This is a genomic window from Rathayibacter sp. AY1E2 (assembly GCF_002932325.1).
GTDB lineage: Bacteria > Actinomycetota > Actinomycetes > Actinomycetales > Microbacteriaceae > Rathayibacter.
In genome coordinates, this window is record NZ_PSVO01000001.1 from 384,285 (window position 1) to 410,108 (window position 25,824).

Consider the following 25,824-nt stretch of genomic DNA (forward strand, 5'->3'; position numbering starts at 1 on the left):
ATTCTCCAGACCCGCCCCCGACGACAGGACTCCTGTGCTCCGACGCCTGCGCACCCGCTCCGAGGGCGCGACCCTCGGCCTGATGCTCGCCCTCACCTTCTCGACCGGCATCATCGACGCCGTCGGGTACCTCGGGCTCGACCGCGTCTTCGCCGGCAACATGACCGGCAACGTCGTCATCCTCGGCATGGCCCTCTCCGGCGCGGCCGACCTGCCCGTGGTCGGGCCCCTGATCGCGCTGGGCGCCTTCATGATCGGCGCCGTGATCGGCGGCCGGGTGCTCCGCCCGGTGAAGAAGGGCTGGACCTCGCGCTCGACCTGGCTCTTCGCGGTGGTCGGCATCCTGCTCGGCGTCCTGGCTATCGTGCTCGCGGTCGTGCCCGAGCACCCCGAGCCGCTCGCCTTCACCGTCACCGGCGTGCTGGGCGGGGCGATGGGCCTCCAGGCCGCGACCGCCCGCCACCTCGCCGTCAAGGACGTCACGACGGTCGTCGTCACCTCGACGATCACGGGCCTCGCTGCGGACTCCCGCCTGGCGGGTGGCTCCGGTCAGCCGTGGTTCCGCCGCGCGGGCGCGATCGTCCTGATCGCCGCGGGTGCCGGAGTCGGCGCGCTCGCCCTGCTGGTCGGACTCTGGCTCGGCCTGGCGATCGCCGCCGTCATCACGCTCGGCGCGACGCTGCTGGGCGAGCTCGTCGTCCACTCCCGGTACGCTCCGGCACCCGCCGACGCCGCCGCCTGAGGCGGCGCCTCCCGGCGCGTCAGCGCGGCAGCTGCTGGCAGTGCGGGCAGAGGTGCGAGGAGCGGTTCATGAACGGCACCCGCACGATCGCCTCGCCGCACCGGGCGCACGGCTTCCCCGTCTGCCCGTAGGCGTGCAGGCTGTGCGAGAAGTAGCCGGAGGCGCCGTTCACGTTCACGTACTGCGCATCGAAGCTGGTGCCGCCCTCGGCCAGCGCCCGCTCGAGCACCGAGCGGACCTCGGCGAAGAGGCGGCGGATGCGCGCCTCGCCGAGCGACGAGCTCGGCCGCTCCGGGTGCAGCTCCGCCGCCCACAGCGACTCGTCCGCGTAGATGTTCCCGATGCCGCTCACGAGCGTCTGGTCGAGCAGCGCCCGCTTGATCCCGCTGCTCCTCCTCGCCAGCGACGCGACGACCGAGCCCAGGTCGAAGGAGGGGTCGAGCGGATCGCGGGCGATGTGCGCGACCTGCGAGGGCACGGCGCGCAGCCAGCCGCCTCCGCGGACCTCCTCGCCCGCGTAGCCGCCCGGCGCTCCGTCCGGGGTCGGCACCAGAGCGTCGACCGCCATCGAGCCGAAGATCCGCTGGTCGACGAAGTGCAGGGCGAGCTCGCCGTGCTCGGGGTGCTCGATCCCGATCCGGATGCGCGCCAGCCGCGGCAGCGCCGCATCCGCCGTGCGCAGCAGCACCTGGCCGCTCATGCCGAGGTGCACCAGCAGCGCCTCGCCGCGGCCCGCGGGCAGCCAGAGGAACTTCCCGCGCCGCACCGCCGCTTCGAGCCGGCGCCCGACGAGCAGGCGCTCGAAGGTCCCGTGCGGATGCACGTGCCGCTTCAGCGAGCGCGCGTCGACGATCTCGACGCCGGTCACCAGGGAGCCGGTGACCGCGGGAGCGAGACCCGCCCGCACCACCTCGACCTCGGGCAGCTCGGGCACGGTCAGTCCGAGACCGCGGGAGCGGCGGGTGCGCCGGGGGCCGCCAGACGCGTCCACGCGTCGAGCGCGGCGGCCATCTCGGCCGCCTTCTTGCTCGTCCCCTCGCCGCGGGCCGTGACGAGTCCGCCGACGATCACGGTGGCGACGAACACCTTGTTGTGGTCGGGGCCGGTGGCGGCGATCTCGTAGCGCGGGGCCGGCGCACCGCGCTCGGCGGCCGCCTCCTGGAGGCTCGTCTTCGGATCCATCGAGACGCCGAAGCGGAGCGGATCGGCCCGCAGAGGTGCGATCAGGCGCAGCACCAGGTCGCGGGCCGCGTCGGGACCGGTGCCCAGGTAGACGGCGCCGATGATGGCCTCGACGGTGTCGGCGAGGATCGACGCCTTGTCGCGGCCGCCGGTCAGCTCCTCGCCGCGTCCGAGGCGGAGGAACTCGCCCAGGCCGATGCCGCGGGCGATCTCGGCGAGCGCGACGGTCGAGACGAGGCTCGCCCGGCGCTTGGCCAGGTCGCCCTCGCTGAGGGCGGGGTACTCGGTGTAGAGCATGACGGTCACGGCCTGCCCGAGGATCGAGTCGCCGAGGAACTCGAGGCGCTCGTTGTGCGGGATGCCGCCGTGCTCGAAAGCGAACGACCGGTGCGTCAGGGCCAGCTCGAAGAGCTCACCGTCGAGGCTCACGCCGAGCGTGGCCTCCAGACGCGACCGGTCGTCGCTGGAGGGTCGTGCGGAGGTCTGGTTCACCATGGACCGCGGTCCGTTCGTCGAGGGGCGGTGCGCCCCGCGCCGTGCGGACCAGGAGCGGGATCAGACGTCGGCGACCTTGCGGCCCTTGTACTCGAGGAACAGCGCGGTGCCCGCGGAGTCCTCGACGACCTTGGCGCGGTGGGGAAGGCTGTAGACGACCTTGCCGTTCTCGATGGTCTTGACGAGGGTGGGGACCTCGGCCTTCCACTGCGAACGACGGGCGTGGGTGTTCGCGCGGGACTTCTTCCTCTTGGGAACAGCCATGATTCTCTCTTCTCTACCTCTAGTCGGATTCGGTGCGGGCGGTCGCGCCCTCACCGCTGTCTGCGGAAGCTCTGTCGGTGGAAGCTCCGGGCGCTGCGGCCCCGCCGTCCCCCTCGCTCAACCCTGCGAGCGCGGCCCACCGGGAGTCGCGCGGCGCCTCGGGTTCGGGCGTGGAGGAATCGGCCAGCCGCTCCCCCGTGACGGGGTCGAGGCCCGGACAGTCCGGCCGGCAGACCGGCTGGAACGGCAGCGACAGAACCACCGCATCCCTGACCAGAGGTTCAAGATCCACGTGGTCGTCGTGAACCTCATAGTCGAAAGCTTCGTCAGAAGAGTACGCGAAAAGTTCCTGGAACTCGACATCGACAGGCAGGGAGATGTCGGTCAGGCACCGGCTGCACTCGCCGTCGGCCCTCGCCGACACCTCGACACTGGCCAGGATCCCCTCGTGCACGGACTCGAGCCGGACGTCGAGATCGACGGCCGATCCCTTGCGGACCGCGACGATCCCCTCGCCGAACTGCTCCGGCGCCTCGAGCTCGAGGCGGTGCTCGCGCATCTCGCCCGGCCGCCTCACGAGGTCGCGCACGTTCACGGTGAACGGCGTCTTCTTGAAAGTAGTCACGAGGGTCCAGCCTACCCCTCCCGGGCCCCTCCGGGGCGGGAGGGGCCGGGAGGAGCCGGGAGGGGCGGAGTCCGGGCTCAGGCGCCGCCGGCCTCCAGCGTCACGTCGATCGGCGCGTAGTCGGCACCGCTCGTGTCCACTCCCTCGTCGGCGAGCTCCGCGAGCGCCTTCTCGACGTACTCGTTCGAGTAGGCGGTGGCGGGCGGGTCCGCGCTGATGATCGTCGCGCCCGTCTCGTTCTCCGTCTCCTTCGCGATGTCGACCGTCTGCTGCCACGCGGCCTCGTCGATCATCCCGACGCCGCTCGTCGAGGGCCAGATCAGCTTGTTGACCTCGTTGGTCATCCAGAGCTGGTGGCTGGTGCCGAGCGTGGATCCGGCCGCGGTGACGATGTCGGCCGCCGCCTGCGGGTCGTCCTTCGCGAAGATCCAGCCCCTGATCGAGGCCTTGATGAAGGCGACCGTCTGCTCGGCGTACGCGTCGTCGTCGGCGAGCCTGCCCGCGTCCGCCCAGATCGCGTCCTGGAGCATCGCGGTGCCCACGTCGTTCCAGCTGATGACGTTCAGGTCGTCCGGCTGGTACAGCTCGCCTGTGGCGGGGTTCACGGTCTCGAGGACCTGGGCGTACTCGTTGTAGGTCATCGCCTGGGCCGCGTCGATGTCGCCCGCGAGGAAGCCGTTCATGTCGAACTGCTGCTGCACCAGCGAGATGTCGTCGAGGGAGACGCCGTCCTTCTGCATGCCGGCGAACAGCTCCCACTCGTTGCCGTAGCCCCAGCTGCCCACGCTCTTCCCGGCGAGGTCGGCGGGCGAGGTGATCCCCTTGTCCTTGAAGGAGATCTGCGTGGTGGCGCTGCGCTCGAAGATCTGCGCGACGTCGGTGATCCCGGCCCCTTGCTCGATCGAGCCGAGGACCTTCGGCACCCAGGAGATGGCGTAGTCCGCGTCGCCCGAGGCGAGCACGTCCTGGGGGACGATGTCGCCGCCTCCCTCGGCGATCGTCACGTCGAGGCCCTCGTCCTCGTAGTAGCCCTGGTCGAGCGCGGCGTAGTACCCGGCGAACTGCGCCTGGGCCACCCACTGCAGCTGCAGGGTGACCGGCGTGAGGCCGCCGGAGCCGGAGTCCGACCCCGGGTCGGAGCCGCCGGAGGCGCTGCAGCCGGTGAGCGCGAGGCCCACGGCCGCGAAGGCGGCGGTCGTCAGGGTGATGCGGGTGCGTCTGGTCACGGGTCCTCCTGGTGCGGTCTGCGGGGTCGCCGGTGCGGCGCGCCCCGTGGTGCGGCGGTGCAGGTGGTGCTGTGGTGCAGGTGGCGCTGATGGTGCGGGCGGTGCGGGCGGTGCGGGCGGTGCGGGTGGAGTCGGGAGTCGGGAGTCGGGAATCGGGAGTCGGGAATCGGGAGGATCGAGGAGGGTGCGGGGACGCGTGGCGCCGCGCTCAGCGCAGCCGGCTGCGGCGCAGCGCGAACGCCTCGAGCGCGGCCGTCACGCAGTAGAACGCGAGGCCGACGAGCACGGCGCCCAGGACATAGGCGTAGGCGAGCGCGTAGTCGCTGCCCGAGGCCGCCGTCGTGATCGACTTGCCGAGCCCGCCCACGGGTCCGCCGAAGTACTCGGCGACCAGCGCCGAGATCACCGCGAGCGAGGAGGCGATGCGGAGCCCCGTGAAGACGTAGGGCACCGCTCCCGGCAGCGTGATCGTGCGGGCGGTCTGCCAGGGGGTCGCCGCGTAGGCCTTCAGCAGGTCGCGGTGCACCGGAGCGGCCTGCCGCAGCCCGCGCAGCGTCGTCACGTACACCGGCACGAACACGGCGAGCGCCGCGACGAGCTGCCTCGCGGTCTCGGCGTTCGCTCCGAACATCGTGTAGAGCACCGGAGCGAGGGCGACGATCGGCACGACGGCGGCCGCGGCCACGATCGGCGCGACCAGTCCGTCGAAGACCCGCGCGAGCGCCGAGAGCCCGGCGACCACGACCGCCAGCACCGCGCCGACCAGCAGGCCGACCAGCGCGTTGCGGCCGGTCACCGCGCTGCCCTCGGCGACGGAGCCGAGGTTCGCGGCGAACTCCTGTCCGATCGCCAGCGGCGACGGGAGCACGAACGGCTGGATCGCCAGAGCGGTGACCCCGGCCTGCCAGAGCAGGACCGCGGCGATCCCGAGCACGAGCGGCGCGAGCACGCTGCGCGCCAGCGCCGTCGTGCTCACCGGTTCTCCACTCCGCGCGGCACGGCGGCGGGATCCCCGTGCAGCAGCTCGCGCACGGCGCTCACGTCGCGGAAGAACGCCGTGTCCTCCCTGACCGCCGCGTCGCGCTCGGATGCTCCGGGGAGTCCGACCGGGAGGACGTCGCGGATCCTGCCCGGCCGCGGCGACATCACCACGACGCGGTCCGAGAGGAACACCGCCTCCGGGATCGAATGGGTGACGAAGACGACGGCGGCGCCGGTCTCGCGCCGGATCCGCAGCAGCTCCGTCTGCATCCGCTCGCGGGTCATCTCGTCGAGCGCCCCGAACGGCTCGTCCATGAGGAGCAGACGCGGGCTCTCGGCGAGCGCCCGCGCGATGGCGACGCGCTGCTGCATCCCGCCGGAGAGCTGGTCCGGGTAGGAGTCGGCGAAGTCGCCGAGCCCGACCAGCGCCAGCAGCTCGTCGACGCGCGAGCGCCGGGCGGTCGCGGCGACGCCGTGCAGCTCCAGCGGCAGGGCGATGTTCGCCCGGATCGTGCGCCACGGCAGGAGGCCCGCCTGCTGGAACGCGATCCCGTAGTCCTGGTCGAGCCTCGCCTGCCGGGCCGTCTTGCCGAACACGGCGATCGAGCCGGAGTCCGGCTCGTCGAGGTCGGCGATCAGCCGCAGCAGCGTCGACTTGCCGCAGCCGGACGGGCCGATCAGCGAGACGAATTCTCCCGCGGCCACCTCGAGCGAGACGTCCTGGAGCGCCGTGACGCTCGCGGCGCGGGCGGTGGTGAAGGTCCTCGTGACGGAGTCGACGACGACCGCGGATCCTGCAGGACTCATGCGGGCTGCTCCCCTCGGCGGTACGGACGGAGGAGGGTGCCGAGCAGAGCGACGGAGCCGGCGGCCGCGAGGCCCACCAGCACCGCCCCGAGGATCGGCGCCCAGGGCTTGGCGGGGTCGCCTCCGGCAGCGGAGGCGAACTCGATGATCATGCGGCCGATCCCGCCGCGCAGGCCGATCGAGACCTCGGCGACGATCGTGCCGACGACGGCGCTGACCGCTCCGAGCCGGAGGGCCGGCAGCAGGTAGGGCACGCTCGCCGGCAGCCTCAGGCGCACCAGCGTCTTCCACCAGCCGACGCCGTAGACGTGCATCAGCTCGACCTGGTGGGCCGTCGGCGAGCCGAGCCCGCGGAGCGCCCCGATCGAGACGGGGAAGAACGCGAGGTAGGAGGCGATCAGGGCCACCGACATCCAGTTCTCCCAGGTCACCGGTCCGAGCTCGAGCTGCGACCCCCAGCGCCGCACCAGTGGGGCGATCGCGATCAGGGGCACCGTCTGGCTCAGCACGATCCAGGGCAGCACCGCCGACTCCGCCGTGCGGAACCGCTGCATCAGGAGAGCCAGGAGCAGCCCCACGACCGTGCCGACGACCCAGCCGACCGCGGCGATCCCGAGCGAGAAGGCGCTCGCCCCCACGACGGCCGACCACAGCGCCGGGGCGTTCCGCGCTCCGGTGACCGGCTCGCCGAGCCGGGCCGCGATCTCCCAGAGGTGGGGCATCGCGATGGCGCTCGTGCGCGGGAGCACCGTGACTCCTCCGACGACCACCCCGGCCTCGGGCCCGAGCGCCTTCCAGCCCTCCCACACCAGCGCGAGCAGGAGCAGCCCGGCGGCGCCGAGCACGAGCCCGCGCGCGAGGGCCGGTCTCATGCGCGGGCCACGATGTGCTCGCGCAGCTCCGGGATGATCCGCTCGCCGTACACGCGCAGCGTCTCCTCCTTGTTGTCGTGCTGGAGGTATCCCGCGAACTGCGTCACGCCGATGTCGGCGAGCGCCCGGAGCTTCTCGACGTGCTCGTCCGCCGTGCCCAGCACGCAGAAGCGCTCCACGATCTCGTCCGGCACGAAGGCGGTGTGGCTGTTGCCTGCGCGGCCGTGCTCGTTGTAGTCGTAGCCCTCGCGCCCGGCGATGTAGTCCGTCAGCGCCTGCGGCACCGCTCCGGAGGCGCCGTAGCGGCCCACGATGTCGGCCACGTGGTTGCCGACCATCCCGCCGAACCAGCGGCACTGGTCGCGCATGTGCTCCCGGTCGGTGCCGATGTACATCGGCGCCGCGACGCAGAACTGCAGCGACTCGGGGTCCCGGCCGGCGTTCGCCGCCGCCTCCTTGACGGCGCCGATCATCCAGCGCGCGATGTCCACGTCGGCCAGCTGCAGGATGAAGCCGTCGCCGACCTCGCCCGCGAGCTTCAGGGCGAGCGGGCCGTAGGCGGCCACCCACATCTCCAGGGACGAGCCCCGGCTCCACGGGAACTGCAGCGTCTGGCCGTTGTACTCGACCGGACGGCTGTTGGCGAGCTCGCGGATGACGTGGATCGACTCCCGCAGCGTCTTGAGCGTCGTCGGAGCTCCTCCGGTCACCCTCACCGCCGAGTCGCCGCGTCCGATCCCGCACACCGTGCGGTTCCCGTACATCTCGTTGAGCGTCGCGTGCAGCGAGGCGATGACCGTCCAGTCGCGCGTGGCGGGGTTGGTGACCATCGGGCCGACCGTGATCCGGTGCGTCCTCTCGAGGATCTGCGAGTAGATCACGTAGGGCTCCTGCCAGAGCAGGTGCGAGTCGAAGGTCCACGCGTAGTCGAAGCCGTGCGTCTCCGCGAGGACGGCGAGCGCGACGGTGCGCGAGGCGGGCGGGTTGGTCTGGAGGACGACTCCGAAGTCCATGGGGTTCCTTCTGCTCGATCAGGTGCTGGCTCGGATCGGGTGCCGGCTCAGATCAGGTACTGGCTCAGACCGCGCGGGATGTACGCACCGTCGCCCTTCGTGCCGACGTAGGAGCCGTCGTCGACGACGACCCTGCCGCGGGAGATCACCGTGTCGACGTGGCCGTCGACCTCGAAGCCCTCCCAGGCCGAGTAGTCCATGTTCATGTGGTGGCTGCGGCCCTCGCCGATCCCGATCGAGGTGTGCCCGCTCGGGTCGTACACGACGACGTCGCCGTCGGCGCCGGGCTGGATGACGCCCTTCCTCCCGTACATCCCGAACATCCGCGCCGGGGTGGTCGAGGTGAGCTCGACCCAGCGCGGCAGGGAGATCTGCCCCGACACCACGCCCTGGTACATCAGGTCGATCCGGTGCTCCACCGAGCCGATGCCGTTGGGGATCTTCGAGAAGTCGCCGATCCCCATGTCCTTCTGGCCCTTCATGCAGAAGGGGCAGTGGTCGGTCGAGACCATCTGGATGTCGTTGGTGCGCAGCGACTGCCACATGTGGTGCTGATGCCCCTCCGCCTTCGAGCGCAGCGGCGTGGAGCACACCCACTGCGCGCCCTCGAAGCCCGGCGCGCCGAGCTGCTCCTCGAGCGAGAGGTAGAGGTACTGCGGGCAGGTCTCCCCGAAGACGTTCATGCCGCGGTCGCGGGCCTGCGCGATCTGCTCCACCGCCTGCTTCGCGGAGACGTGCACCACGTACAGCGGCGCGCCGGTGAGGTCGGCGATCATGATCGCCCGGTGCGTCGCCTCCTCCTCCGCCTGCCAGGGGCGAGAGGTGCCGTGGAAGTACGGCGCGGTGTTCCCGGCGGCGAGGGTCTGCTTCACCAGTTCGTCGATGAGGGCGCCGTTCTCGGCGTGCATCATCATCATCGCGCCGTTCTCCGCGCCCTTCTGGAACGCCCGGAGGATCTGCCCGTCGTCCGAGAGGAACACGCCCTTGTAGGCCATGAACAGCTTGAAGCTGGTCACCCCCTCGCGCATCAGCTCGTCCATCGCGACGAGCGAGGAGTCCTGCACGTCCGAGAGGATCTGGTGGAAGCCGTAGTCGATCGCGCAGTTGCCGGCCGCCTTCTCCTGCCACGCCTGGAACCGGTCGACGACGCTCTCGCCCGGGTACTGCACCACGAAGTCCACGATCGACGTCGTGCCGCCCCAGGCAGCGGCGCGCGTGCCGGTCTCGAAGGTGTCCGAGGCGGAGGTGCCGCCGAACGGCATCTCCATGTGCGTGTGCGCGTCGATCCCGCCCGGGACGACGTACTTGCCGCTCGCGTCGATCACCCGGTCGACGCGGGCCGCCAGGTCGAAGCCCAGCAGCGTGGAGCCGGGGGCGAGGACGGCGGCGATGGTCTCGCCGTCGATCAGGACGTCTGCTGCTCCGGTGCCGGTCGCGTTGACGACCGTCCCGCCTGTGATGAGGGTCTTCATCGGTCTTCCCCGTCTCGGTCTGCGGTCACGGCTTCGGGATGCTGGTGTACGACTCCGGCCGGCGGTCCCGGTAGAACTGCCAGTCGTCGCGCATCTCCTGCACCATGTCCATCTCGAGGTCGCGGATCAGGATCTCCTCGGCCTCGCCCGAGCCCCGCTCGCCGACGAACTCCCCGCGCGGATCGATGATCTGGCTGGTGCCGTAGAAGTCGACCGCGAGGTCGCCGTACTCGTTGTCCTCCCGGCCGACGCGGTTGGGCTGCAGCACGAAGTAGCCGTTCGCCACCGCGGCCGCCGGGCCCTCGACCTCCCAGAGGCGGTTCGACAGGCCGGGCTTGGTGGCGTTGGGGTTGAAGACGAGGTGGGCGCCGTTCAGGCCCAGCTCCCGCCAGCCCTCCGGGAAGTGGCGGTCGTAGCAGATGTGGACGCCGACCTTGCCGACCGCGGTGTCGAAGACCGGGAAGCCGAGGTTCCCGGGCCGGAAGTAGAACTTCTCCCAGAAGCGGTCCAGGTGCGGGATGTGGTGCTTGCGGTACTTGCCGAGGATCGTCCCGTCGGCGTCGACCACGACCGCGGTGTTGTAGTAGACGCCGGTCTGCTCCTCCTCGTAGATCGGGAGGATCATCACCACGCCCAGCTCCTTCGCGAGGGCCGCGAAGCGCTGCACGATCGGCCCGTCGGCGGGCTCGGCGTAGCGGTAGTACTTCTTGTCCTGGGTGATGCCGAAGTACGGGCCGTAGAACAGCTCCTGGAAGCAGACGATCTGCGCGCCGTCGGCTGCGGCGTCCCGGGCCATCCGCTCGTGCTTGTCGAGCATCGACTCCTTGTCGCCGGTCCAGGTCGTCTGGGTGATCGCTGCGCGGACGATGGTCATCGGTACCTCCATGCTCGGGCGTCCCTGTCCGGCTCCGGTGTGCTCCGCCGGGCGGTGCGGAGCCGGGGACGTGGACCCACTGTGGTCCCCGCCGGGCCCGAAGGCAATGACGGACCGTCCGGCTCCGGGGACAGGGCTTCATCGTCGGGGTTCGACGTTTCCCCGGTGTTTCCGGCGCGGATCCGCAGCATTAAGGCTCGCCGGGGGAGGAATCCGTCGGTGCCGCTAGCGTGGGCGGATGCGCATCACGATCCTGGCCGGAGGCGTCGGCGGCGCCCGCTTCACCTCGGCGGTCCGCGAGCACCTCCGCGATCTCGAGGCCGCCGGCGGCGAGGCGAGCGAGATCACCGTCGTCGTCAACACCGGCGACGACATGTGGCTCACCGGCCTCAAGGTCTGCCCCGACCTCGACTCGATCACCTACGCGCTCGGCGGAGTGAACGACACGGAGCGCGGCTGGGGGCGGGCCGGCGAGAGCGAGCGGGTCTCGGCCGAGCTCACCGCCTTCGGCGTCGGCTGGCCGTGGTTCACCCTGGGCGACCTCGACCTCGGCACCCACATCGCCCGCAGCTCGATGCTGCGCGACGGCCTCACCCTCTCGGAGGCGACCGCCCGGATCACCGCCCGCTGGCCGCTGGGGGTCCGCCTGCTGCCGATGTCGGACCAGGACGTCGAGACCCACGTCGAGGTCGAGCTCCCCGGCGAGGGCGTGCGGCTCCTCCACTTCGAGGAGTGGTGGGTGCGGCTTCGGGCGTCAGCGCCCGCGCGCCGCTTCGTCCAGCAGGGGGTGGAGAGCGCCCGCCCCGCCCCGGGCGTGCTGGAGGCGATCGCCGACACCGACGCGGTACTCGTCGCCCCCTCCAATCCCGTCGTCTCGATCGGCACGATCCTCGGAGTGCCCGGGATCGCGGACGCCCTCCGCCGGACCTCCGCACCCGTCGTGGGCGTCTCCCCCGTCGTCGGAGGCGCGGTGGTGCGCGGCATGGCCGACGCCTGCCTCAGAGCGATCGGCGTCGAGACCTCCGCCGAGGCCGTCGGCCGGCACTACGGAGCCCGGAGCGGGGGCGGCCTCCTCGACGCCTGGCTCGTCGGCGAGGAGGACGCGGACGCGGTCCCGGCGCTCGATTCGGCGGGGCTCCGCGCCCGCTCCGTGCCGCTCTGGCTGACCGGCCGGGACGCCTCCGTGCGGCTCGCCGCCGACGCTCTCGCCGCCGCGAGGGGCTGAGCGGAGCCTCCTCCCGGGGCCGCGCACCGCGTGTCGCAGCGCGGATGCGGTCACGCCTCCCACGGGGCGCCCCGTTCCCTTGTACGGTCGGAGGCGGACGAACTCCCCGATTCACCCCCGCATCGGATCCGGAGCCCCTCGGTCGCGCGCCCGACCGCGTCCTCACCACGTCTCCGAGCCCTGCGGAACCGCGTGCAGTCCCGTCAGGAGGACACCATGGAGCCCAGCTCGAGGATCAGCACCGAGCGGATCGAGCCCGACATCGTTGTGATCCGCCCCGTCGGCCGGCTCGACCTGTCCACGGCGTGGGAGCTCGAAGCGGTCCTCCAGCGCGCGCTCGAGGCGGGAGAGGTCCGCGTGGTCGTCGACCTGGCGGCCGTCGAGTTCCTCGACTCGTCCGGGCTCGGCGTCCTCGTCGCCGGACTCAAGGAGGCGCGGAAGGCGGGCGGCGAGCTGCGCGTGGCCGCCGCCGGCGAGCAGCCCGCCATGGTGCTCGGCCTGTCCAACCTCGACCGCCTGCTCGGGAGCGCCGAGACCGTCGAGGAGGCCTACCGTGCCTGAGCGCTCCTTCGTCGTGCGCACGCCGCCCGAGGACGGCGTCACCGCCGTCCACGAGGCGCTCGAGGAGCTGTGGCTCGAGGAGCCGGGCGTCGCGCCGGTCGACCGGATGTCGTTCGAGACCGCGCTGGTCGAGCTGACCTCGAACATCGTCCAGCACGCCCGGTCGTACCGGCACATCATCTGCCTGGTCGAGATCCGCGTCGACGCGACCGAGCTGCGCGCCTCGCTCAACGACTCCGCCGAGGAGGCGCCCGCCGAGGTCGCCGACCCCCGCGACATGCCGGACGAGTGGGACGAGGCAGGCCGCGGGATCCCGTTCATCCACGCCCTCGTCACCGAGTTCTCCTACCGCCGTGTCGACGGGCAGAACCTCTGGGCACTCGCCCGGACCCGCACGTGAGCGAGCCGACCGAGCGCGCCCGCCTCGCCGCGATCGCCGAGCTCGGGATCGGCCTGAGCACCCCCCAGGAGCGCTTCGACAGGATCACCCGCATCGCCCGCCGGCTCCTGCGCGTCCCCCTCGCCGAGATCAACATCCTCGAGGAGTCGACGCAGTTCACGAAGTCGCCCCAGCGCTCGGCGCGGGCGAGCAGGATGCTGCGCGCCGACTCGATGTGCGACGTCACGGTCCAGCAGGGCGACATCCTCGTCGTCGAGGACGCCACCGCCGATCCGCGGTTCGCCGACCGCGGAGTCGTCACCGGATCCCCTCACGTGCGCTTCTACGCGGGCCGCCCGCTCGTCGTGGGGGACGGCCTCCGCGTCGGCACGATCTGCATCATCGACAGCGAGGTGCGCGGCTTCTCGGAGGAGGAGCGCGAGATCCTCGAGGACCTCGGCCGGTGGGCCGAGCGGGAGCTGCGCGAGATCGCCTTCTCCGGACGCGCGAGCGAGACGCAGGAGCGGCTCTGGCCCCAGCGCCTCGACCTCGGCGAGTGGAGCCTCGACTCGCTGACCACGCCGTTGCACGACGTCGCCGGCGACTACACGGCGTGGCGCCGCAGCGGGGACGACCTCTCCCTCGAGCTGGTCGACGTGATGGGCAAGGGCGTGTCGGCGGCGATCGTCGCCTCCGCGATCCGCTCCGCGTTCCAGGCGCGGCCGGAGCTCCCTCCCGCGGCAGCCGTCGAGGCCGTCAACCGCCAGCTCCTGCCCGACCTGACCGCGACCGGCATGTTCGCGACCGCGCTGATCGCCCGGGTCGACCTCGCGAGCGGCGCCGTCGCGTTCGTGGACAGCGGCCACGGCCTCACCCTCCTGCTGCGCGCCGACGGCACCACGGAGCGGCTCGCCTCCACCGGCGTCCCGCTCGGCATCGCCGCCGACGTCTCCTGGGAGGAGGAGCAGCGCGTGCTCGCCCCCGGCGACGCGCTCTTCTCCTGCAGCGACGGCCTGCTCGACGTCTTCGGCGGGCGCCTCGACGCGCTCGACCGTCTCGCCGAGCTGGTGCGGAGCAACGACGACCCCGCTCTCTTCGAGCGTCTGCACGCTCTCGCAGACGACGCGCACGACGATGTGACAGCGTTGGTGCTGCGGCGCTCCGCAGCGCCCGCCCCCTCCTGATCCTGATCGAAAGGACCTCCTCCATGCCTGGTGCACTCGTCCTCGCCGGCGGCGGCCTCGCCGGAATCGCCTGGGAGCTCGGCGTCCTCCGCGGCCTCGCCGACGCCTCCCCCGAGGCGGCCCGCCTCCTGCTCGATCCGTCGACGACCTTCATCGGCACCTCCGCGGGCTCCGCGGTCGCCGCCCAGCTGAGCACCGGCACCGGCCTCGACGAGTCGTACGAGGCCCAGCTCCAGGAGGAGTCCGCCGAGATCGGAGCGGACGTCGACGGCGAGCGCCTCCAGGCCCTCTTCGCCGCGGCCGTCGAGGGCGCGACCTCGCCCCAGGACGCGCGGCGCCGCATCGGCACCCTCGCGCTCGAGGCCGAGACGCTCCCCGAGGACACCCGCCGGGCCGTCATCTCGGCCCGCGTGGGCGACGCCGACTGGCCCGAGCAGCGTCTGCTCATCACCGCGGTCGACACGGCCACCGGGGAGCTGCGCGTGTTCGACCGCGAGAGCGGCGTCGGCCTCGTCGACGCGATCTCCGCCAGCTGCGCCGTCCCCGGGGTCTGGCCTCCCGTCAGCATCGACGGCGTCCGCTACATGGACGGCGGCGTGCGCTCCGGCAGCAACGCCGACCTCGCCGCGGGAGCCGACTGGGTCCTGATCGTCACTCCGCTGCCGGGAGTCGGCACGCCCGGCGCGGGCCTGATCCCGACCGGCGAGCTCGACGCCCTCGCGGACTCGCGGGTCGAGGTGCTCTACGCCGACGAGGAGTCGGTGCGCGCCTTCGGCCCGAACTCGCTCGACCCGGCCGTCCGCGCCGCCTCCGCCCGGGCCGGACGCGCTCAGGGCGCCCGGCTCGCCTCGCGGATCGCCGCGCTGGTCGGTGCCGCGTAGGCCGTCTCAGCGCCGCACGCTGTAGCGCGTGAAGACGGTGCCGTCGGCGAAGCGGTGCTCCTCGCGCAGGTCGAGGCGCGCGTGGAACCCGCACGGGAGGAAGTGGGTCCCGCCGCCCACCGCCACCGGCACCGTGTAGACCTGCACCTCGTCGACGATCCCGGCGAGCAGCGCGTGCCGGGCGAGGGTCGGCCCGCCGATCGAGACGTCGTGGTCGGCGGCGCTGACCTGCGCGGCGACGACGACCGGGTCGAACCCGCCCTCGACGCGGGTACGGCGGGTCTCGGCCGACTCCAGTGTCGTCGAGTACACGACCTTGTCGGCCGCCCGCCACATCTCCTGGAAGTCCCGGATGAACGCGAACTCCTCCGCGAGGGCCCAGGTCTGCTCCCACGCGCGCATGACCTCGTACATGCGCCGCCCGTACAGGTACGTGCGCACCCGCCCCTCGCGCTCCGTGATGAAGCGGTGCACGGCGGGTCGCGGCTCCGCCCAGGCGAATCCGCCGTCCGCGTCGTTCACGTAGCCGTCGAGCGACGCGATCGAGCTGTAGATGAGCGCGCCCACGTCGGCCTCTCTCCGTGGCCGGCTTCGGGACCGCCCACGGGCGCGACCGTAGGCCTCCCGCCTCCGTCCGGCAATGTCCGCCGGGTCCTCTGGCGCGGATCGACGGGTCGATGCCGCTCCCGCCGGCGCTCCCGGCGGTCGGCGCCCCCTTCCGGACCGCGTACCGTGGTCGTGCCGCAGGGAGCGGCCGTGAAGGGTTCGGGATGAAGATCAGCCAGCTGCGCCACTTCGTGGCGGTCGCCGAGGAGCTGCACTTCGTGCGCGCCGCCGAGCGCCTCGGCATCTCGCGGCAGAAGCTCGACTCCTCCGTCGCCGCCGTCGAGCTCGACCTCGGCAAGCCGCTCTTCGAGCCCGGTGCCGCCGCCACGACCCTCACCGCGGCCGGGCGGCAGCGCCTCGCCTCGGCCCGCGAGGAGCTCGCCGCGCTCGGCGACGAGCCGGAGGCGGCCCCGAAGTCGGGAGGCAAGGCCAAGGCTTCCAAGGGGACCGGGCGCGCCCCGATCGTCAAGGGCCAGCCGAAGCCCTACAAGCGCCGCCAGTCCCGCTGACGCGCAGTGTCCGATCGTCGGATGTGGTGGGCCCTACCGGGCTCGAACCGATGACATCCACGGTGTAAACGTGGCGCTCTACCAACTGAGCTAAAGGCCCCCGTCGCGGGAGCACCCGCGGACGATCGACTCGATCCTACGGCAGGCGGAGCGGCCCCCTGCGGGCACTAGCCTCGGCACATGACCGCCGACAGCGACTCCCGGGCGAGGCGGCGCGCCGAGAGCCGCTGGCCCGCCTCCGCCGCGATCCTGGTGGCCGTCGCACTGAACGTGGCCGGCCACAGCGCCGACACCTCGGTGGTCCGCCTCGTCGCCGCCGGCATCACGCTCGCGCTGCTCGTGCCGCTGTTCGTCGTCAACCCGCACCGGCTCGACAGCGAGACGCGCTGGTCGCGCGGGGTCTCCATCGCCCTGGCGGTCGTGCTCGCCGTGGCGAACCAGGTGAACGTGGTCGCCGTGGTGATCGACCTCGTCGACGGGACGGCCGACGGCCCGCCGCTGCTGCTCACCGCACTCCAGGTCTGGGTCACCAACGTCGTCGCGTACGCGCTGCTGTTCTGGGAGCTCGACCGCGGCGGTCCGGTCGCCCGCGGAACGCTTCCCCGCACCGAGCTGCCGGCGGCCGACTTCGCCTTCCCGCAGGACACCTACCGCGACACCGCGCCCGAGGTCGCCGCGACCTCCTCCGAGCGCGCCGACTGGCGGCCCGGCTTCGTCGACTACCTCTCGGTCTCGACGACGAACACCATGGCGTTCAGCCCGACCGACACGATGCCGCTGTCGAGCCGGATGAAGCTCCTGATGATCGCCGAGGCGTTCACCGGATTCGTCCTGCTGGCTCTCGTGATCTCGCGGGCCGTCAACATCCTCAGCTGACGACCGGGGCGGTCCGCCTCCGGAGGGTCACACGTGCGCGGGGGCGAGCGCGTCGATCGCGGCGCGGTAGGCGTCGATCGAGCGAGGCTCGCCCGGGGCGGTCATGAACGTGTCCCGGATGACGCCGGCCTTGTCGATGAGGAAGGTCGCGCGGGTCGCGTAGCCCTTCGCCTCGGTGAACACGCCGTACTGCTTGGCGACGTCGCCGTGCGGCCAGAAGTCGGAGAGGAGCGTGAAGTCGTAGCCCTGCTTCTCGCCCCAGGCGCGCAGCGTGTGCTTGGAGTCGACCGAGATGCCGATCAGCTCCACGTCGGCGTGCTCGAAGAGGGAGAGGTTCTCGCGCAGCGCGCAGAACTCGCCCGTGCAGGTGCCGGAGAAGGCGAGGGGGAAGAACACCAGGGCGACATTGCGCCGCCCGTGGAAGTCGCCCAGCTGGATGCGCTCGCCGTACTGGTTCGCGAGTTCGAAGTCGGGAGCCAGGGTCAGCTTCTCGAGAGCCATCGGTCCGATGTCCTTCCGTGCGCACGAGAGTCGCGCGAGCACGAGGGGCAATGCTAGACCCGCTCCGCGCAGACTCCAAGGAACGGCCCGTCTCCCCCGATCACGGGCCGGTCGACGCGTCCCGTCTGGCGCTCTCCTACAGTCGTCGGCGCACATCCCTCGTGGATCACCACAGTGCGATTCCAGGTTCGGGGCACGGGAATCGCTAGGCTGACGGAGGTGCCCGCGCGCGGCTCGTCATCCGAGCCCCGGATCCGCGGATCCGCACCGCTTCATGAGAGTGATGTCTCGGGCACGATCTGCCCCCAGAGAGAGGTCGAGGGTGACTGTTAACGATCAGGACCCGTATTCCGTCGGTCACGTGGACTCGGACCCCGAGGAAACGTCGGAGTGGAACGAGTCGCTCGATGCGCTCGTCGAGGAGCGGGGCCGGGGTCGCGGGCGCGACGTCATGCTCAGCCTCCTCAAGCGCTCCAAGGAGCTCCACCTCGGCGTGCCGATGGTGCCCACTACGGACTACATCAACACCATCGCGCCCGAGAACGAGCCCGACTTCCCGGGCGACGAGGACGTCGAGCGCCGCTACCGCGCGTGGATCCGCTGGAACGCGGCCATCCTCGTGCACCGCGCGCAGCGTCCCGGCATCGGGGTCGGCGGCCACATCTCGACGTACGCGTCGAGCGCCTCGCTGTACGAGGTCGGCTTCAACCACTTCTTCCGCGGCCAGGACCACCCGGGCGGCGGCGACCAGGTCTTCATCCAGGGCCACGCCTCCCCCGGCCCGTACGCGCGCGCCTTCCTCGAGGGACGCCTGAGCGAGCACCAGCTCGACGGATTCCGCCAGGAGAAGTCGCATCAGGGCGGCGGGCTCTCCAGCTACCCCCACCCGCGGCTCATGCCGGAGTTCTGGCAGTTCCCGACCGTGTCGATGGGCCTCGGCCCGATCAACGCGATCTACCAGGCGCAGGCGAACAAGTACCTCACCAACCGCGGCATCAAGGACGCCTCCGACCAGCAGGTCTGGGCGTTCCTCGGCGACGGCGAGATGGACGAGGTCGAGTCGCGCGGTCAGCTCCAGGTCGCCGCGAACGACGGCCTCGACAACCTGAACTTCATCGTCAACTGCAACCTCCAGCGCCTCGACGGACCCGTCCGCGGCAACGGCAAGATCGTGCAGGAGCTCGAGTCGTACTTCCGCGGCGCGGGCTGGAACGTCATCAAGCTCATCTGGGGCCGCGAGTGGGACGACCTGCTCGCCCGCGACACCGAGGGCGCGCTGCTCGACCTGATGAACAAGACGCCCGACGGCGACTTCCAGACCTACAAGACGGAGGACGGCGCCTACGTCCGCGAGAACTTCTTCGGCCGCGACCCGCGCGCCAAGAAGCTCGTCGAGGGCTACTCCGACGAGCAGATCTGGGGCCTGCGCCGCGGCGGCCACGACTACCGCAAGATCTACGCGGCCATGAAGGCCGCGACGGAGCACAAGGGCCAGCCCACCGTCATCCTCGCCCACACCATCAAGGGCTACGGTCTCGGCCGCAGCTTCGAGGGCCGCAACGCGACCCACCAGATGAAGAAGATGACGCTGGACAACCTCAAGTCGTTCCGCGACACCATGCGCATCCCGATCACGGACGCGCAGCTCGAGGAGAACCCCTACCTCCCGCCGTACTACCACCCCGGTCAGAACGACGAGGCGATCGAGTACCTGCAGGAGCGCCGCCGCGCGCTCGGCGGCTACCTCCCCGAGCGCCGCTCGAAGTACACGCAGCTGAACCTCCCCGAGGACTCGGCCTACGCGGTCGGCAAGAAGGGCTCCGGGACACAGGAGATCGCCACCACCATGGCGTTCGTCCGCATCCTGAAGGACATCCTCCGCTCGAAGGACTTCGGCAACCGCGTCGTCCCGATCATCCCGGACGAGGCGCGCACCTTCGGCATGGACGCGTTCTTCCCGAACGCGAAGATCTACAACCCGCGCGGCCAGCACTACACGTCGGTCGACCGCGAGCTCCTCCTGGCCTACAAGGAGAGCCCGCAGGGACAGATCCTCCATGTCGGCATCAACGAGGCGGGCGCCCTCGCGGCGTTCACCGCGATCGGCACCTCGTACTCGACGCAGGGCGAGCCGCTCATCCCGGTCTACGTCTTCTACTCGATGTTCGGGTTCCAGCGCACGGGCGACGCGATCTGGGCGGCCGGCGACATGATGTCGCGCGGCTTCATGATCGGCGCCACCGCAGGACGCACCACGCTGACCGGCGAGGGCCTTCAGCACGCGGACGGGCACTCCCCGATCCTCGCGGCGACCAACCCCGCCGTCGTGAGCTACGACCCGGCCTACGGGTACGAGATCGCGCACATCGTGCAGTCCGGACTCGAGCGCATGTACGGCGGGAAGCACACCGACCCGAACGTCATGTACTACATCACGGTCTACAACGAGCCGATCGTGCAGCCGAAGGAGCCGGAGGACGTCGACGTCGAGGGCATCGTCCGCGGCATCCACCGCATCTCGTGGGGCCAGTGGGACGGTCCGAAGGCCCAGCTCCTCGCCTCGGGCGTCGCGGTGCCGTGGGCGATCGAGGCGCAGAAGCTCCTCGCCGAGGACTGGGGCGTCTCGGCGGACGTCTGGTCGGTCACCTCGTGGAACGAGCTGCGCCGCGACGGCATCAAGGCCGAGCAGCACAACTTCCTCCACCCCGAGGACGCCGAGCAGGTGCCGTACGTGACGCAGAAGCTGGCCGACGCGAAGGGCCCCTTCGTCGCCGTCTCGGACTTCTCGCACCAGGTCCCCGACCAGCTGCGCCAGTTCATCCCGGGCGACTTCGCGACGCTCGGCGCGGACGACTTCGGCTTCTCGGACACCCGTGCGGCGGCGCGGCGCTACTTCCAGATCGACGGCCCCTCGGTCGTCGTGCGGACGCTGCAGCTGCTCGCCAAGCGCGGCGAGGTCGACCCTTCGCTCGCCGTCCAGGCGATCGAGAAGTACCGCCTCCTCGACGTCAACGCCGGCACCACCGGCAACGCGGGCGGCGAGAGCTGACGGACGAGTCCGTGCTCTCGCAGGAACCCGCACCGTCGAGTGCGCGGGGTCCTGCTCCTGCGGCGGAGCGTCCGGCCACCCGGCCGGGCGCTCCCCGCACGAAGGAGCAGACCCTCGCCTGGCTGCGCACCCTCGCCGGTGAGCTCTCGACGCAGACGATCAAGCGCCTCGAGGACACGCTGCCCTGGTACGGCAGCATGCCCCCCGGTCGGCGCTCGGCGGTCGGCCTCGTCGCCCAGGCCGGCATCACCTCGTTCATCTCGTGGTTCGACGACCCGTCGGCCACGCCGTGGATCGCGGCGGACGTGTTCGGAGCCGCTCCCCGCGAGCTGCTGCGCTCCGTCTCGCTGACGCAGACGCTGCAGCTGATCAAGGTGACGGTCGAGGTCGTCGAGGACCGGATCAAGAACGGCGGGGAGGACCTCCGCGAGGCGATCCTCCTCTACTCGCGCGAGATCGCCTTCGCCGCGGCCGACGTCTACGCGCGCGCCGCCGAGGCCCGAGGTCTCTGGGACGCGCGCCTGGAAGCGCTGGTCGTCGACTCGATCCTCACGGGCGAGGCCGACGACGAGCTGCCCAGCCGGATCGCCGCCCTCGGCTGGCACGGCCACGGCGAGGTCGCCGTCCTGGTGGGCACCGCCCCCAAGATGCTCGACGTCGACCAGCTGCGCCGCACGGCGCGGCACATGGACGCCGACGTGCTGATCGGCGTGCAGGGCAGCCGGCTCGTCCTGGTCATCGGCCGCGCCGAGCCGAGCGAGAACGCCACGGAGGAGACCGGCCCGCCGGTCGCGTTCCTCGAGATCGCGGAGGCGCTCGAGCCCGGCTTCGGGACGGGCCACCTCGTCCTCGGCCACGAGGTGCCGACCCTGGTCGAGGCGTCCCGCAGCGCCCGCGCGGCCCTCGCAGGGTTCGCGGTCGCCCGCTCCTGGCGGAACGCGCCGCGTCCGGTCAACGCCGACGACCTCCTTCCCGAGCGCGCCCTCGCCGGCGACCCGCTCGCCCGCCAGAGCCTCATCACGCAGATCTACCGGCCCCTGCAGAAGCACTCGACCGAGCTGCTGACCACGCTGTGGGCCTACCTCGACAACGGCCGCTCCCTCGAGGCGACCGCCCGCGAGCTGTTCGTGCACCCGAACACGGTGCGCTACCGCCTCAAGCGGGTCGCCGAGGTGATCGGCTGGGACGCGACGGGCGCCCGCGAGGCGCTCATCCTCCAGTCCGCCCTCATCCTCGGCTCCATGAGCGACCCGGACGGCGCCGTCCGCCGGAAGCCGTCCCGCCGCTGAGGCCGTCTGCTCGCCGAACCCCTCCCGCCCCTGAACACTTGTAGACCCGCGACAAGCTCTTTGTGCTTTGTCAGTGGCTCCACGCGCCGCACGTGCGAGCGCAGATCGGAAGACTGGATACCGTGATCGTCGTCGTCGCCCCGGGTCAGGGCTCCCAGACCCCCGGATTCCTCGCCCCCTGGCTCGAGATCCCCTCCGTGGCCGAGCAGGTCGCCGCGCACTCGGAGGCGGTCGGCATCGACCTCGCCGCGCACGGCACCGTCTCGGACGCGGACACCATCCGCGACACCGCGGTCGCCCAGCCCCTGATCGTCTCCGCGGGACTCGTGAGCCTCGCCGCCCTCCTCGAGGGCGGACGGCGCGAGCGCATCGCGGGCATCGCCGGCCACTCCGTCGGCGAGATCACCGCGGCTGCCGGAGCCGGGGTCCTCACCGAGGCCGACGCGCTGGTGTTCGTCCGCGAGCGCGCCCGTGCCATGGCCGCTGCGGCCGCCGCCGAGCCGACCGCGATGAGCGCGGTCCTCGGCGGCGACGAGCAGGCCCTGATCGCCCGTCTCGACGAGCTCGGCCTCGCGCCGGCCAACTACAACGGCGGCGGTCAGATCGTCGTCGCCGGCGCGGTCGACGCGCTCGAGGCCCTCAAGGCGGAGCCGCTCCGCGGGACCCGCGTGATCCCCCTGCAGGTGGCCGGCGCCTTCCACACCCGCTACATGGCGCCCGCCCGCGACTCCCTCGCCGGCGTCGCCGCCGGGCTGACCCCCTCCGACCCGACGCTCCGGCTCTGGACGAACCGCGACGGGTCGGTCGTCGACTCCGGTGCCGCGTTCCTCGAGCTGCTCGTCGGCCAGGTCGCGTCCCCCGTCCGCTGGGACCTCTGCATGGCGGCCTTCGCCGACGCGGGCGTCACAGGGATCATCGAGCTGGCACCCGCCGGCGCGCTGGTCGGCCTCGCCAAGCGCGGCCTCAAGGGCGTGCCGAGCATCGCCATCACGACCCCCGACGACGTGGACGCCGCCCGCGCCTTCCTCGACGAGCACGCCGCCTAGCAGGAGAGACCCCATGACGACCCCTTCCCTCACCCAGTCCAGCGGCAGCGCGTACACCCGGATCCTCGGCATCGGCGCGGCCCGCGGCGACCTCGTCGTCCCGAACGACGACCTGATCGAGCCGATCAACTCCTCCGACGAGTGGATCCGCCAGCGCACCGGCATCATCGAGCGCCGCCGGGCCTCCGCCGACATCCACGCGGTCGACCTCGCGACCACCGCCTCCCTCGAGGCGATCGAGAAGGCGGGCATCCGCCCGGACCAGATCGGCGTCGTGCTCGTCTCCACGATCAGCAACACCGTGCAGACCCCGTCGCTGGCCGCGCTCCTCGCGGACCGCATCGGCGCGAACCCCGCCCCGGCGTACGACATCTCGGCCGCCTGCGCCGGCTACACCTACGGCATCGCCCAGGCCGACTCCTTCATCCGCTCCGGCCTGGCCGAGTACGTGCTCGTCGTCGGAGCCGAGAAGCTGTCCGAGCTGGTCAAGTCGACCGACCGCAGCATCTCCTTCCTCCTGGGCGACGGCGCGGGCGCCGCGGTCGTCGGCCCCAGCGACACCGCCGGCATCTCGAAGACCGTCTGGGGATCCGACGGCTCCAAGTGGGACACCGTCGGCATGGACAACCCGCTCGCGGCCTACCGCGACGGCACCGCCGAATGGCCCACCCTCCGCCAGGACGGCCCGTCGGTCTTCCGCTGGGCGGTCTGGGAGATGGCCAAGGTCGCCAAGCAGGCGCTCGCGGAGGCGGGCGTCCAGCCCGAGGACCTCGCCGCGTTCATCCCCCACCAGGCGAACATGCGCATCATCGACGAGCTCGCGAAGCAGCTGAAGCTCCCCGAGACCGTCGCTATCGGCCGCGACATCGAGACCACCGGCAACACCTCCGCCGCGTCGATCCCGCTCGCCACCCACCGCCTGCTCGAGGAGCACCCGGAGCTGCACGGCGGACTCGCGCTGCAGATCGGCTTCGGCGCCGGACTGGTGTTCGGCGCGCAGGTCGTGGTGCTCCCGTGACCGGCGCTACCCCACCCCTAAACTGACCTACGGTCACTGACGAACACCCGAAGAACCCCCAAGGAGAGAACCATGGCACTGTCCAACGAAGAAGTCCTCGCCGGCCTGGCCGAGCTTGTCAACGACGAGACGGGCATCGCCACCGACTCCGTCGAGATGGACAAGTCGTTCACCGACGACCTCGACATCGACTCCATCTCGATGATGACCATCGTCGTCAACGCCGAGGAGAAGTTCGACGTGAAGATCCCCGACGACGAGGTCAAGAACCTCAAGACGGTCGGCGACGCGGTCCGCTTCATCGTCAAGGCGTCCGAGTAGTCGTCGCCCGCGCACCCCGTCCTCGTGGCGGACACCCCGGCCGGCGACCGTCGGCCGGGGTGAGCCCGGCACCCACCCACACGGAACAGAGAAGCTCGTCATGACCAAGAAGATCGTCGTCACCGGAATCGGTGCCAGCACTCCCCTCGGCGGGACCGCCCGGGAGTCCTGGAACGCACTCCTCGCCGGCGAATCAGGCGTCCGCTCCCTCGAGCAGGACTGGGTCGCTCAGTACGACATCCCGGTCACCTTCGCCGCCCAGGCCAAGGTCCGCCCGGAGGAGGTGCTCTCCCGCCCCGAGGCGAAGCGCCTCGACCCCTCCAGCCAGTTCGCGCTCATCTCGGCCCGCGAGGCCTGGGCCGACTCCGGCATCATCGACGTCGACCCGCTCCGCGTGGGCGTCGACTACTCGACCGGCATCGGCGGCCTCTGGACCCTCGTCGACGCGTGGGACACCCTCCGCGAGCGCGGACCCCGCCGGGTCCTCCCGATGACCATCCCGATGCTCATGCCCAACGCGGCCGCCGCCGCGATCAGCATGGCCATCCCCTCCCGCGCCTACGCCCGCACCGACGTGTCGGCCTGCGCCTCCAGCACCGAGGCCCTCGCGAACGCCTACGAGCACATGCAGCTCGGCCTCGCCGACGTGGTCGTCGCCGGCGGCACGGAGTCGGTCGTCCACCCGCTCCCGATCGCCGCCTTCGCGTCGATGCAGGCCCTCTCGCGCCGCAACGACGACCCGGCGACCGCCTCACGCCCCTACGACGTCTCCCGCGACGGCTTCGTCCTCGGAGAAGGCGCCGCGACGCTCATCCTCGAGACCGAGGAGCACGCCCTCGCCCGCGGAGCCCGCATCTACGCGGAGCTCGCCGGCGGCGCCGTCACCAGCGACTCGTACCACATCACGGCGCCGGACCCCGAGGGCTCCGCCGCCGCCCGCGCCATGATCGGCGCCCTCGAGCAGGCCGGAGCCGCGCTCACCGACGTCACCCACGTCAACGCCCACGCGACGAGCACCCCGGTCGGCGACATCGCCGAGTACCGCGCCCTGCTGCGCGTCTTCGGCGACCACCTCCCGAACATCGCCGTCTCCGCGACCAAGGCGTCCACCGGCCACCTCCTCGGCGGCACCGGCGCGCTCGAGGCCATCTTCACCGTGCTCGCCCTCCACGAGCGCACCGCACCCCCCACCATCAACCTCTTCGAGCAGGACCCCCAGATCCCCCTCGACGTCGTCACCAGCCCCCGCGCCCTCGGCGACGGACCGCTGGTCGCCATCTCGAACTCGTTCGGGTTCGGGGGGCACAATGCTGTTGCCGCTTTCCGGACGGTGTAGCGGGGCGTAGCCCCGCTCCACCGTGCGGAAAGCGGGCTGCGCCGCTCCTTGCGCGGCGCAGGCGCGTCCGCTGGGGAGGGGGGCGGGGTTCCCGAGGGCCGGTGCGGTGCGGCGACGGTGATCCGCTGGAACGCGGATCCCCGGATACGCCTCGTGCCGCGAGGGATCTGCGCCGCCGTCTGGTGCGGGCTGGTGAGCACGCCGTGCTGGTGGGGAGCGCGGGCTTCGCCGCGACTCGCGTCGGATACTCCGATTGCGGAAGCTGTCCGGATGGGAGCGCGGGCTTCGCCGCGACTCGGGTCGCATGCTCCGATCACGGAACCTGTCCGGGTGGGAGCGCGGGCTTCGCCGCGACTCGGGTCGGATGCTCGGATCAGGGCGGCTGCGCTCGTCGGGAGCGTGCGACTCGCCATTACTCGGGCCGTCGGTGTCGTGCGCAACAGAGGTGCGGGCGGCTCCACGAGCTTTCCGACGCCCTCCGCCGGAACGC

Annotated in this window: 27 protein-coding genes and 1 tRNA gene; 14 read left to right on the forward strand and 14 right to left on the reverse strand. The window is 71.7% G+C overall.

All coding sequences use genetic code 11. The features are described 5' to 3' along the window. The first annotated feature begins 34 nt into the window (after positions 1 to 34). A complete protein-coding gene (locus tag C5C49_RS01735; RefSeq protein ID WP_258068347.1) occupies positions 35 to 742 on the forward strand; it encodes a YoaK family protein in 708 nt (235 codons plus the stop codon). Positions 743 to 761: 19 nt separating this feature from the next. On the opposite strand, the gene mutM is transcribed toward C5C49_RS01735, so the two are convergent. The 11 genes from mutM to C5C49_RS01790 form a co-directional block, all read right to left on the reverse strand. Next, positions 762 to 1,676 carry a bifunctional DNA-formamidopyrimidine glycosylase/DNA-(apurinic or apyrimidinic site) lyase gene (mutM, locus tag C5C49_RS01740; RefSeq protein ID WP_104345304.1) on the reverse strand — a complete coding sequence of 305 codons (915 nt, stop codon included), beginning with the start codon at positions 1,674 to 1,676 and terminating at the stop codon, positions 762 to 764. A gap of 2 nt (positions 1,677 to 1,678) precedes the next feature. Beyond that, a complete protein-coding gene (gene rnc, locus C5C49_RS01745) occupies positions 1,679 to 2,419 on the reverse strand; it encodes a ribonuclease III (protein ID WP_104250952.1) in 741 nt (246 codons plus the stop codon). A 60-nt stretch (positions 2,420 to 2,479) separates the two neighbouring features. Continuing rightward, positions 2,480 to 2,683, reverse strand: coding sequence for a 50S ribosomal protein L32 (gene rpmF, locus C5C49_RS01750; protein ID WP_104223482.1), 204 nt, complete (start codon positions 2,681 to 2,683; stop codon positions 2,480 to 2,482). Positions 2,684 to 2,702: 19 nt separating this feature from the next. Next, positions 2,703 to 3,242 carry a DUF177 domain-containing protein gene (locus C5C49_RS01755; RefSeq protein WP_104226701.1) on the reverse strand — a complete coding sequence of 180 codons (540 nt, stop codon included), beginning with the start codon at positions 3,240 to 3,242 and terminating at the stop codon, positions 2,703 to 2,705. 143 nt (positions 3,243 to 3,385) lie between these two features. Then, a complete protein-coding gene (locus C5C49_RS01760; protein ID WP_104345271.1) occupies positions 3,386 to 4,534 on the reverse strand; it encodes an ABC transporter substrate-binding protein in 1,149 nt (382 codons plus the stop codon). A gap of 208 nt (positions 4,535 to 4,742) precedes the next feature. After that, positions 4,743 to 5,510: an ABC transporter permease gene (locus tag C5C49_RS01765; protein ID WP_104226660.1), complete on the reverse strand. Its 768-nt coding sequence runs from the start codon at positions 5,508 to 5,510 to the stop codon at positions 4,743 to 4,745. Further along, positions 5,507 to 6,322 (reverse strand): ABC transporter ATP-binding protein, encoded by an 816-nt coding sequence (locus C5C49_RS01770; RefSeq protein ID WP_104226661.1) that lies wholly within the window; start codon positions 6,320 to 6,322, stop codon positions 5,507 to 5,509. Before C5C49_RS01770 ends, C5C49_RS01765 begins: the two co-directional genes overlap by 4 nt. Beyond that, positions 6,319 to 7,194, reverse strand: a complete 876-nt coding sequence (locus C5C49_RS01775; protein ID WP_104226662.1) for an ABC transporter permease — start codon at positions 7,192 to 7,194, stop codon at positions 6,319 to 6,321. The genes C5C49_RS01770 and C5C49_RS01775 overlap by 4 nt, the downstream gene beginning before the upstream one ends. Beyond that, on the reverse strand, positions 7,191 to 8,207 hold the full coding sequence (locus C5C49_RS01780; protein ID WP_104226663.1) for a TIGR03842 family LLM class F420-dependent oxidoreductase: 1,017 nt from the start codon (positions 8,205 to 8,207) through the stop codon (positions 7,191 to 7,193). The genes C5C49_RS01775 and C5C49_RS01780 overlap by 4 nt, the downstream gene beginning before the upstream one ends. A gap of 47 nt (positions 8,208 to 8,254) precedes the next feature. Next, on the reverse strand, positions 8,255 to 9,679 hold the full coding sequence (gene hydA, locus C5C49_RS01785; protein WP_104345272.1) for a dihydropyrimidinase: 1,425 nt from the start codon (positions 9,677 to 9,679) through the stop codon (positions 8,255 to 8,257). A gap of 25 nt (positions 9,680 to 9,704) precedes the next feature. Beyond that, on the reverse strand, positions 9,705 to 10,553 hold the full coding sequence (locus tag C5C49_RS01790; RefSeq protein ID WP_104223476.1) for a nitrilase-related carbon-nitrogen hydrolase: 849 nt from the start codon (positions 10,551 to 10,553) through the stop codon (positions 9,705 to 9,707). A 238-nt stretch (positions 10,554 to 10,791) separates the two neighbouring features. Between C5C49_RS01790 and cofD the strand changes: the two genes are divergently transcribed. The 5 genes from cofD to C5C49_RS01815 all read left to right on the forward strand — a co-directional run bounded on the left by cofD (position 10,792) and on the right by C5C49_RS01815 (position 14,783). Further along, entirely contained in the window at positions 10,792 to 11,778 is a 987-nt protein-coding gene (gene cofD, locus C5C49_RS01795; protein WP_104345273.1) for a 2-phospho-L-lactate transferase, read from the forward strand. A gap of 216 nt (positions 11,779 to 11,994) precedes the next feature. After that, positions 11,995 to 12,339, forward strand: coding sequence for an STAS domain-containing protein (locus C5C49_RS01800; protein WP_104223474.1), 345 nt, complete (start codon positions 11,995 to 11,997; stop codon positions 12,337 to 12,339). Further along, positions 12,332 to 12,739 (forward strand): ATP-binding protein, encoded by a 408-nt coding sequence (locus tag C5C49_RS01805; RefSeq protein ID WP_104223473.1) that lies wholly within the window; start codon positions 12,332 to 12,334, stop codon positions 12,737 to 12,739. The genes C5C49_RS01800 and C5C49_RS01805 overlap by 8 nt, the downstream gene beginning before the upstream one ends. Next, on the forward strand, positions 12,736 to 13,902 hold the full coding sequence (locus C5C49_RS01810; RefSeq protein WP_181135683.1) for a PP2C family protein-serine/threonine phosphatase: 1,167 nt from the start codon (positions 12,736 to 12,738) through the stop codon (positions 13,900 to 13,902). Before C5C49_RS01805 ends, C5C49_RS01810 begins: the two co-directional genes overlap by 4 nt. Positions 13,903 to 13,925: 23 nt before the next feature. Beyond that, positions 13,926 to 14,783, forward strand: a complete 858-nt coding sequence (locus tag C5C49_RS01815) for a patatin-like phospholipase family protein (protein ID WP_104345275.1) — start codon at positions 13,926 to 13,928, stop codon at positions 14,781 to 14,783. Positions 14,784 to 14,789: 6 nt separating this feature from the next. Here C5C49_RS01815 and C5C49_RS01820 read toward each other — a convergent pair whose 3' ends face one another. Further along, complete coding sequence (locus C5C49_RS01820; protein WP_104226668.1) at positions 14,790 to 15,350, reverse strand: dihydrofolate reductase family protein; 561 nt, start codon at positions 15,348 to 15,350, stop codon at positions 14,790 to 14,792. A 203-nt stretch (positions 15,351 to 15,553) separates the two neighbouring features. Between C5C49_RS01820 and C5C49_RS01825 the strand changes: the two genes are divergently transcribed. Beyond that, positions 15,554 to 15,898 carry a LysR family transcriptional regulator gene (locus tag C5C49_RS01825; protein WP_104223469.1) on the forward strand — a complete coding sequence of 115 codons (345 nt, stop codon included), beginning with the start codon at positions 15,554 to 15,556 and terminating at the stop codon, positions 15,896 to 15,898. 24 nt (positions 15,899 to 15,922) lie between these two features. Here the strand turns inward: C5C49_RS01825 and C5C49_RS01830 are convergent. Beyond that, a tRNA-Val gene (locus C5C49_RS01830) sits at positions 15,923 to 15,998 on the reverse strand. 80 nt (positions 15,999 to 16,078) lie between these two features. Between C5C49_RS01830 and C5C49_RS01835 the strand changes: the two genes are divergently transcribed. Then, positions 16,079 to 16,774, forward strand: coding sequence for a hypothetical protein (locus C5C49_RS01835; protein ID WP_104226669.1), 696 nt, complete (start codon positions 16,079 to 16,081; stop codon positions 16,772 to 16,774). 27 nt (positions 16,775 to 16,801) lie between these two features. Here C5C49_RS01835 and C5C49_RS01840 read toward each other — a convergent pair whose 3' ends face one another. Then, positions 16,802 to 17,275, reverse strand: coding sequence for a peroxiredoxin (locus tag C5C49_RS01840; protein WP_104238203.1), 474 nt, complete (start codon positions 17,273 to 17,275; stop codon positions 16,802 to 16,804). Positions 17,276 to 17,597: 322 nt separating this feature from the next. On the opposite strand from C5C49_RS01840, the gene aceE reads away from it, so the two are divergent. From aceE to C5C49_RS01870, 6 genes are all read left to right on the forward strand, one after another. Beyond that, the gene (gene aceE / locus C5C49_RS01845) at positions 17,598 to 20,324 is read left to right on the forward strand and encodes a pyruvate dehydrogenase (acetyl-transferring), homodimeric type (RefSeq protein ID WP_104238204.1); all 2,727 of its coding nucleotides are present in this window, start codon (positions 17,598 to 17,600) and stop codon (positions 20,322 to 20,324) included. Positions 20,325 to 20,446: 122 nt separating this feature from the next. Then, positions 20,447 to 21,613 (forward strand): CdaR family transcriptional regulator, encoded by a 1,167-nt coding sequence (locus tag C5C49_RS01850; protein WP_181027189.1) that lies wholly within the window; start codon positions 20,447 to 20,449, stop codon positions 21,611 to 21,613. A 122-nt stretch (positions 21,614 to 21,735) separates the two neighbouring features. Continuing rightward, positions 21,736 to 22,659 carry an ACP S-malonyltransferase gene (locus C5C49_RS01855; protein ID WP_104345276.1) on the forward strand — a complete coding sequence of 308 codons (924 nt, stop codon included), beginning with the start codon at positions 21,736 to 21,738 and terminating at the stop codon, positions 22,657 to 22,659. Between the two features lie 13 nt (positions 22,660 to 22,672). Continuing rightward, entirely contained in the window at positions 22,673 to 23,677 is a 1,005-nt protein-coding gene (locus C5C49_RS01860) for a beta-ketoacyl-ACP synthase III (RefSeq protein ID WP_104223464.1), read from the forward strand. A gap of 72 nt (positions 23,678 to 23,749) precedes the next feature. Next, positions 23,750 to 23,998 carry an acyl carrier protein gene (locus tag C5C49_RS01865; protein ID WP_104223463.1) on the forward strand — a complete coding sequence of 83 codons (249 nt, stop codon included), beginning with the start codon at positions 23,750 to 23,752 and terminating at the stop codon, positions 23,996 to 23,998. A 100-nt stretch (positions 23,999 to 24,098) separates the two neighbouring features. Next, entirely contained in the window at positions 24,099 to 25,334 is a 1,236-nt protein-coding gene (locus tag C5C49_RS01870) for a beta-ketoacyl synthase (protein ID WP_104345277.1), read from the forward strand. The last annotated feature ends 490 nt before the right edge of the window (positions 25,335 to 25,824 follow it).

Excerpts from the sequence above, each read along its gene's own strand:
- rnc (WP_104250952.1), bottom strand. The coding sequence starts at position 2,419 with ATGGTGAACCAGACCTCCGCACGACCCTCCAGCGACGACCGGTCGCGT.
- rpmF (WP_104223482.1), bottom strand. The coding sequence starts at position 2,683 with ATGGCTGTTCCCAAGAGGAAGAAGTCCCGCGCGAACACCCACGCCCGT.
- C5C49_RS01755 (WP_104226701.1), bottom strand. The coding sequence starts at position 3,242 with ATGCGCGAGCACCGCCTCGAGCTCGAGGCGCCGGAGCAGTTCGGCGAG.
- C5C49_RS01770 (WP_104226661.1), bottom strand. The coding sequence starts at position 6,322 with ATGAGTCCTGCAGGATCCGCGGTCGTCGTCGACTCCGTCACGAGGACC.
- C5C49_RS01775 (WP_104226662.1), bottom strand. The coding sequence starts at position 7,194 with ATGAGACCGGCCCTCGCGCGCGGGCTCGTGCTCGGCGCCGCCGGGCTG.
- C5C49_RS01780 (WP_104226663.1), bottom strand. The coding sequence starts at position 8,207 with ATGGACTTCGGAGTCGTCCTCCAGACCAACCCGCCCGCCTCGCGCACC.
- hydA (WP_104345272.1), bottom strand. The coding sequence starts at position 9,679 with ATGAAGACCCTCATCACAGGCGGGACGGTCGTCAACGCGACCGGCACC.
- C5C49_RS01790 (WP_104223476.1), bottom strand. The coding sequence starts at position 10,553 with ATGACCATCGTCCGCGCAGCGATCACCCAGACGACCTGGACCGGCGAC.
- cofD (WP_104345273.1), top strand. The coding sequence starts at position 10,792 with ATGCGCATCACGATCCTGGCCGGAGGCGTCGGCGGCGCCCGCTTCACC.
- C5C49_RS01800 (WP_104223474.1), top strand. The coding sequence starts at position 11,995 with ATGGAGCCCAGCTCGAGGATCAGCACCGAGCGGATCGAGCCCGACATC.
- C5C49_RS01815 (WP_104345275.1), top strand. The coding sequence starts at position 13,926 with ATGCCTGGTGCACTCGTCCTCGCCGGCGGCGGCCTCGCCGGAATCGCC.
- C5C49_RS01825 (WP_104223469.1), top strand. The coding sequence starts at position 15,554 with ATGAAGATCAGCCAGCTGCGCCACTTCGTGGCGGTCGCCGAGGAGCTG.
- C5C49_RS01835 (WP_104226669.1), top strand. The coding sequence starts at position 16,079 with ATGACCGCCGACAGCGACTCCCGGGCGAGGCGGCGCGCCGAGAGCCGC.
- C5C49_RS01840 (WP_104238203.1), bottom strand. The coding sequence starts at position 17,275 with ATGGCTCTCGAGAAGCTGACCCTGGCTCCCGACTTCGAACTCGCGAAC.
- C5C49_RS01860 (WP_104223464.1), top strand. The coding sequence starts at position 22,673 with ATGACGACCCCTTCCCTCACCCAGTCCAGCGGCAGCGCGTACACCCGG.
- C5C49_RS01865 (WP_104223463.1), top strand. The coding sequence starts at position 23,750 with ATGGCACTGTCCAACGAAGAAGTCCTCGCCGGCCTGGCCGAGCTTGTC.
- C5C49_RS01870 (WP_104345277.1), top strand. The coding sequence starts at position 24,099 with ATGACCAAGAAGATCGTCGTCACCGGAATCGGTGCCAGCACTCCCCTC.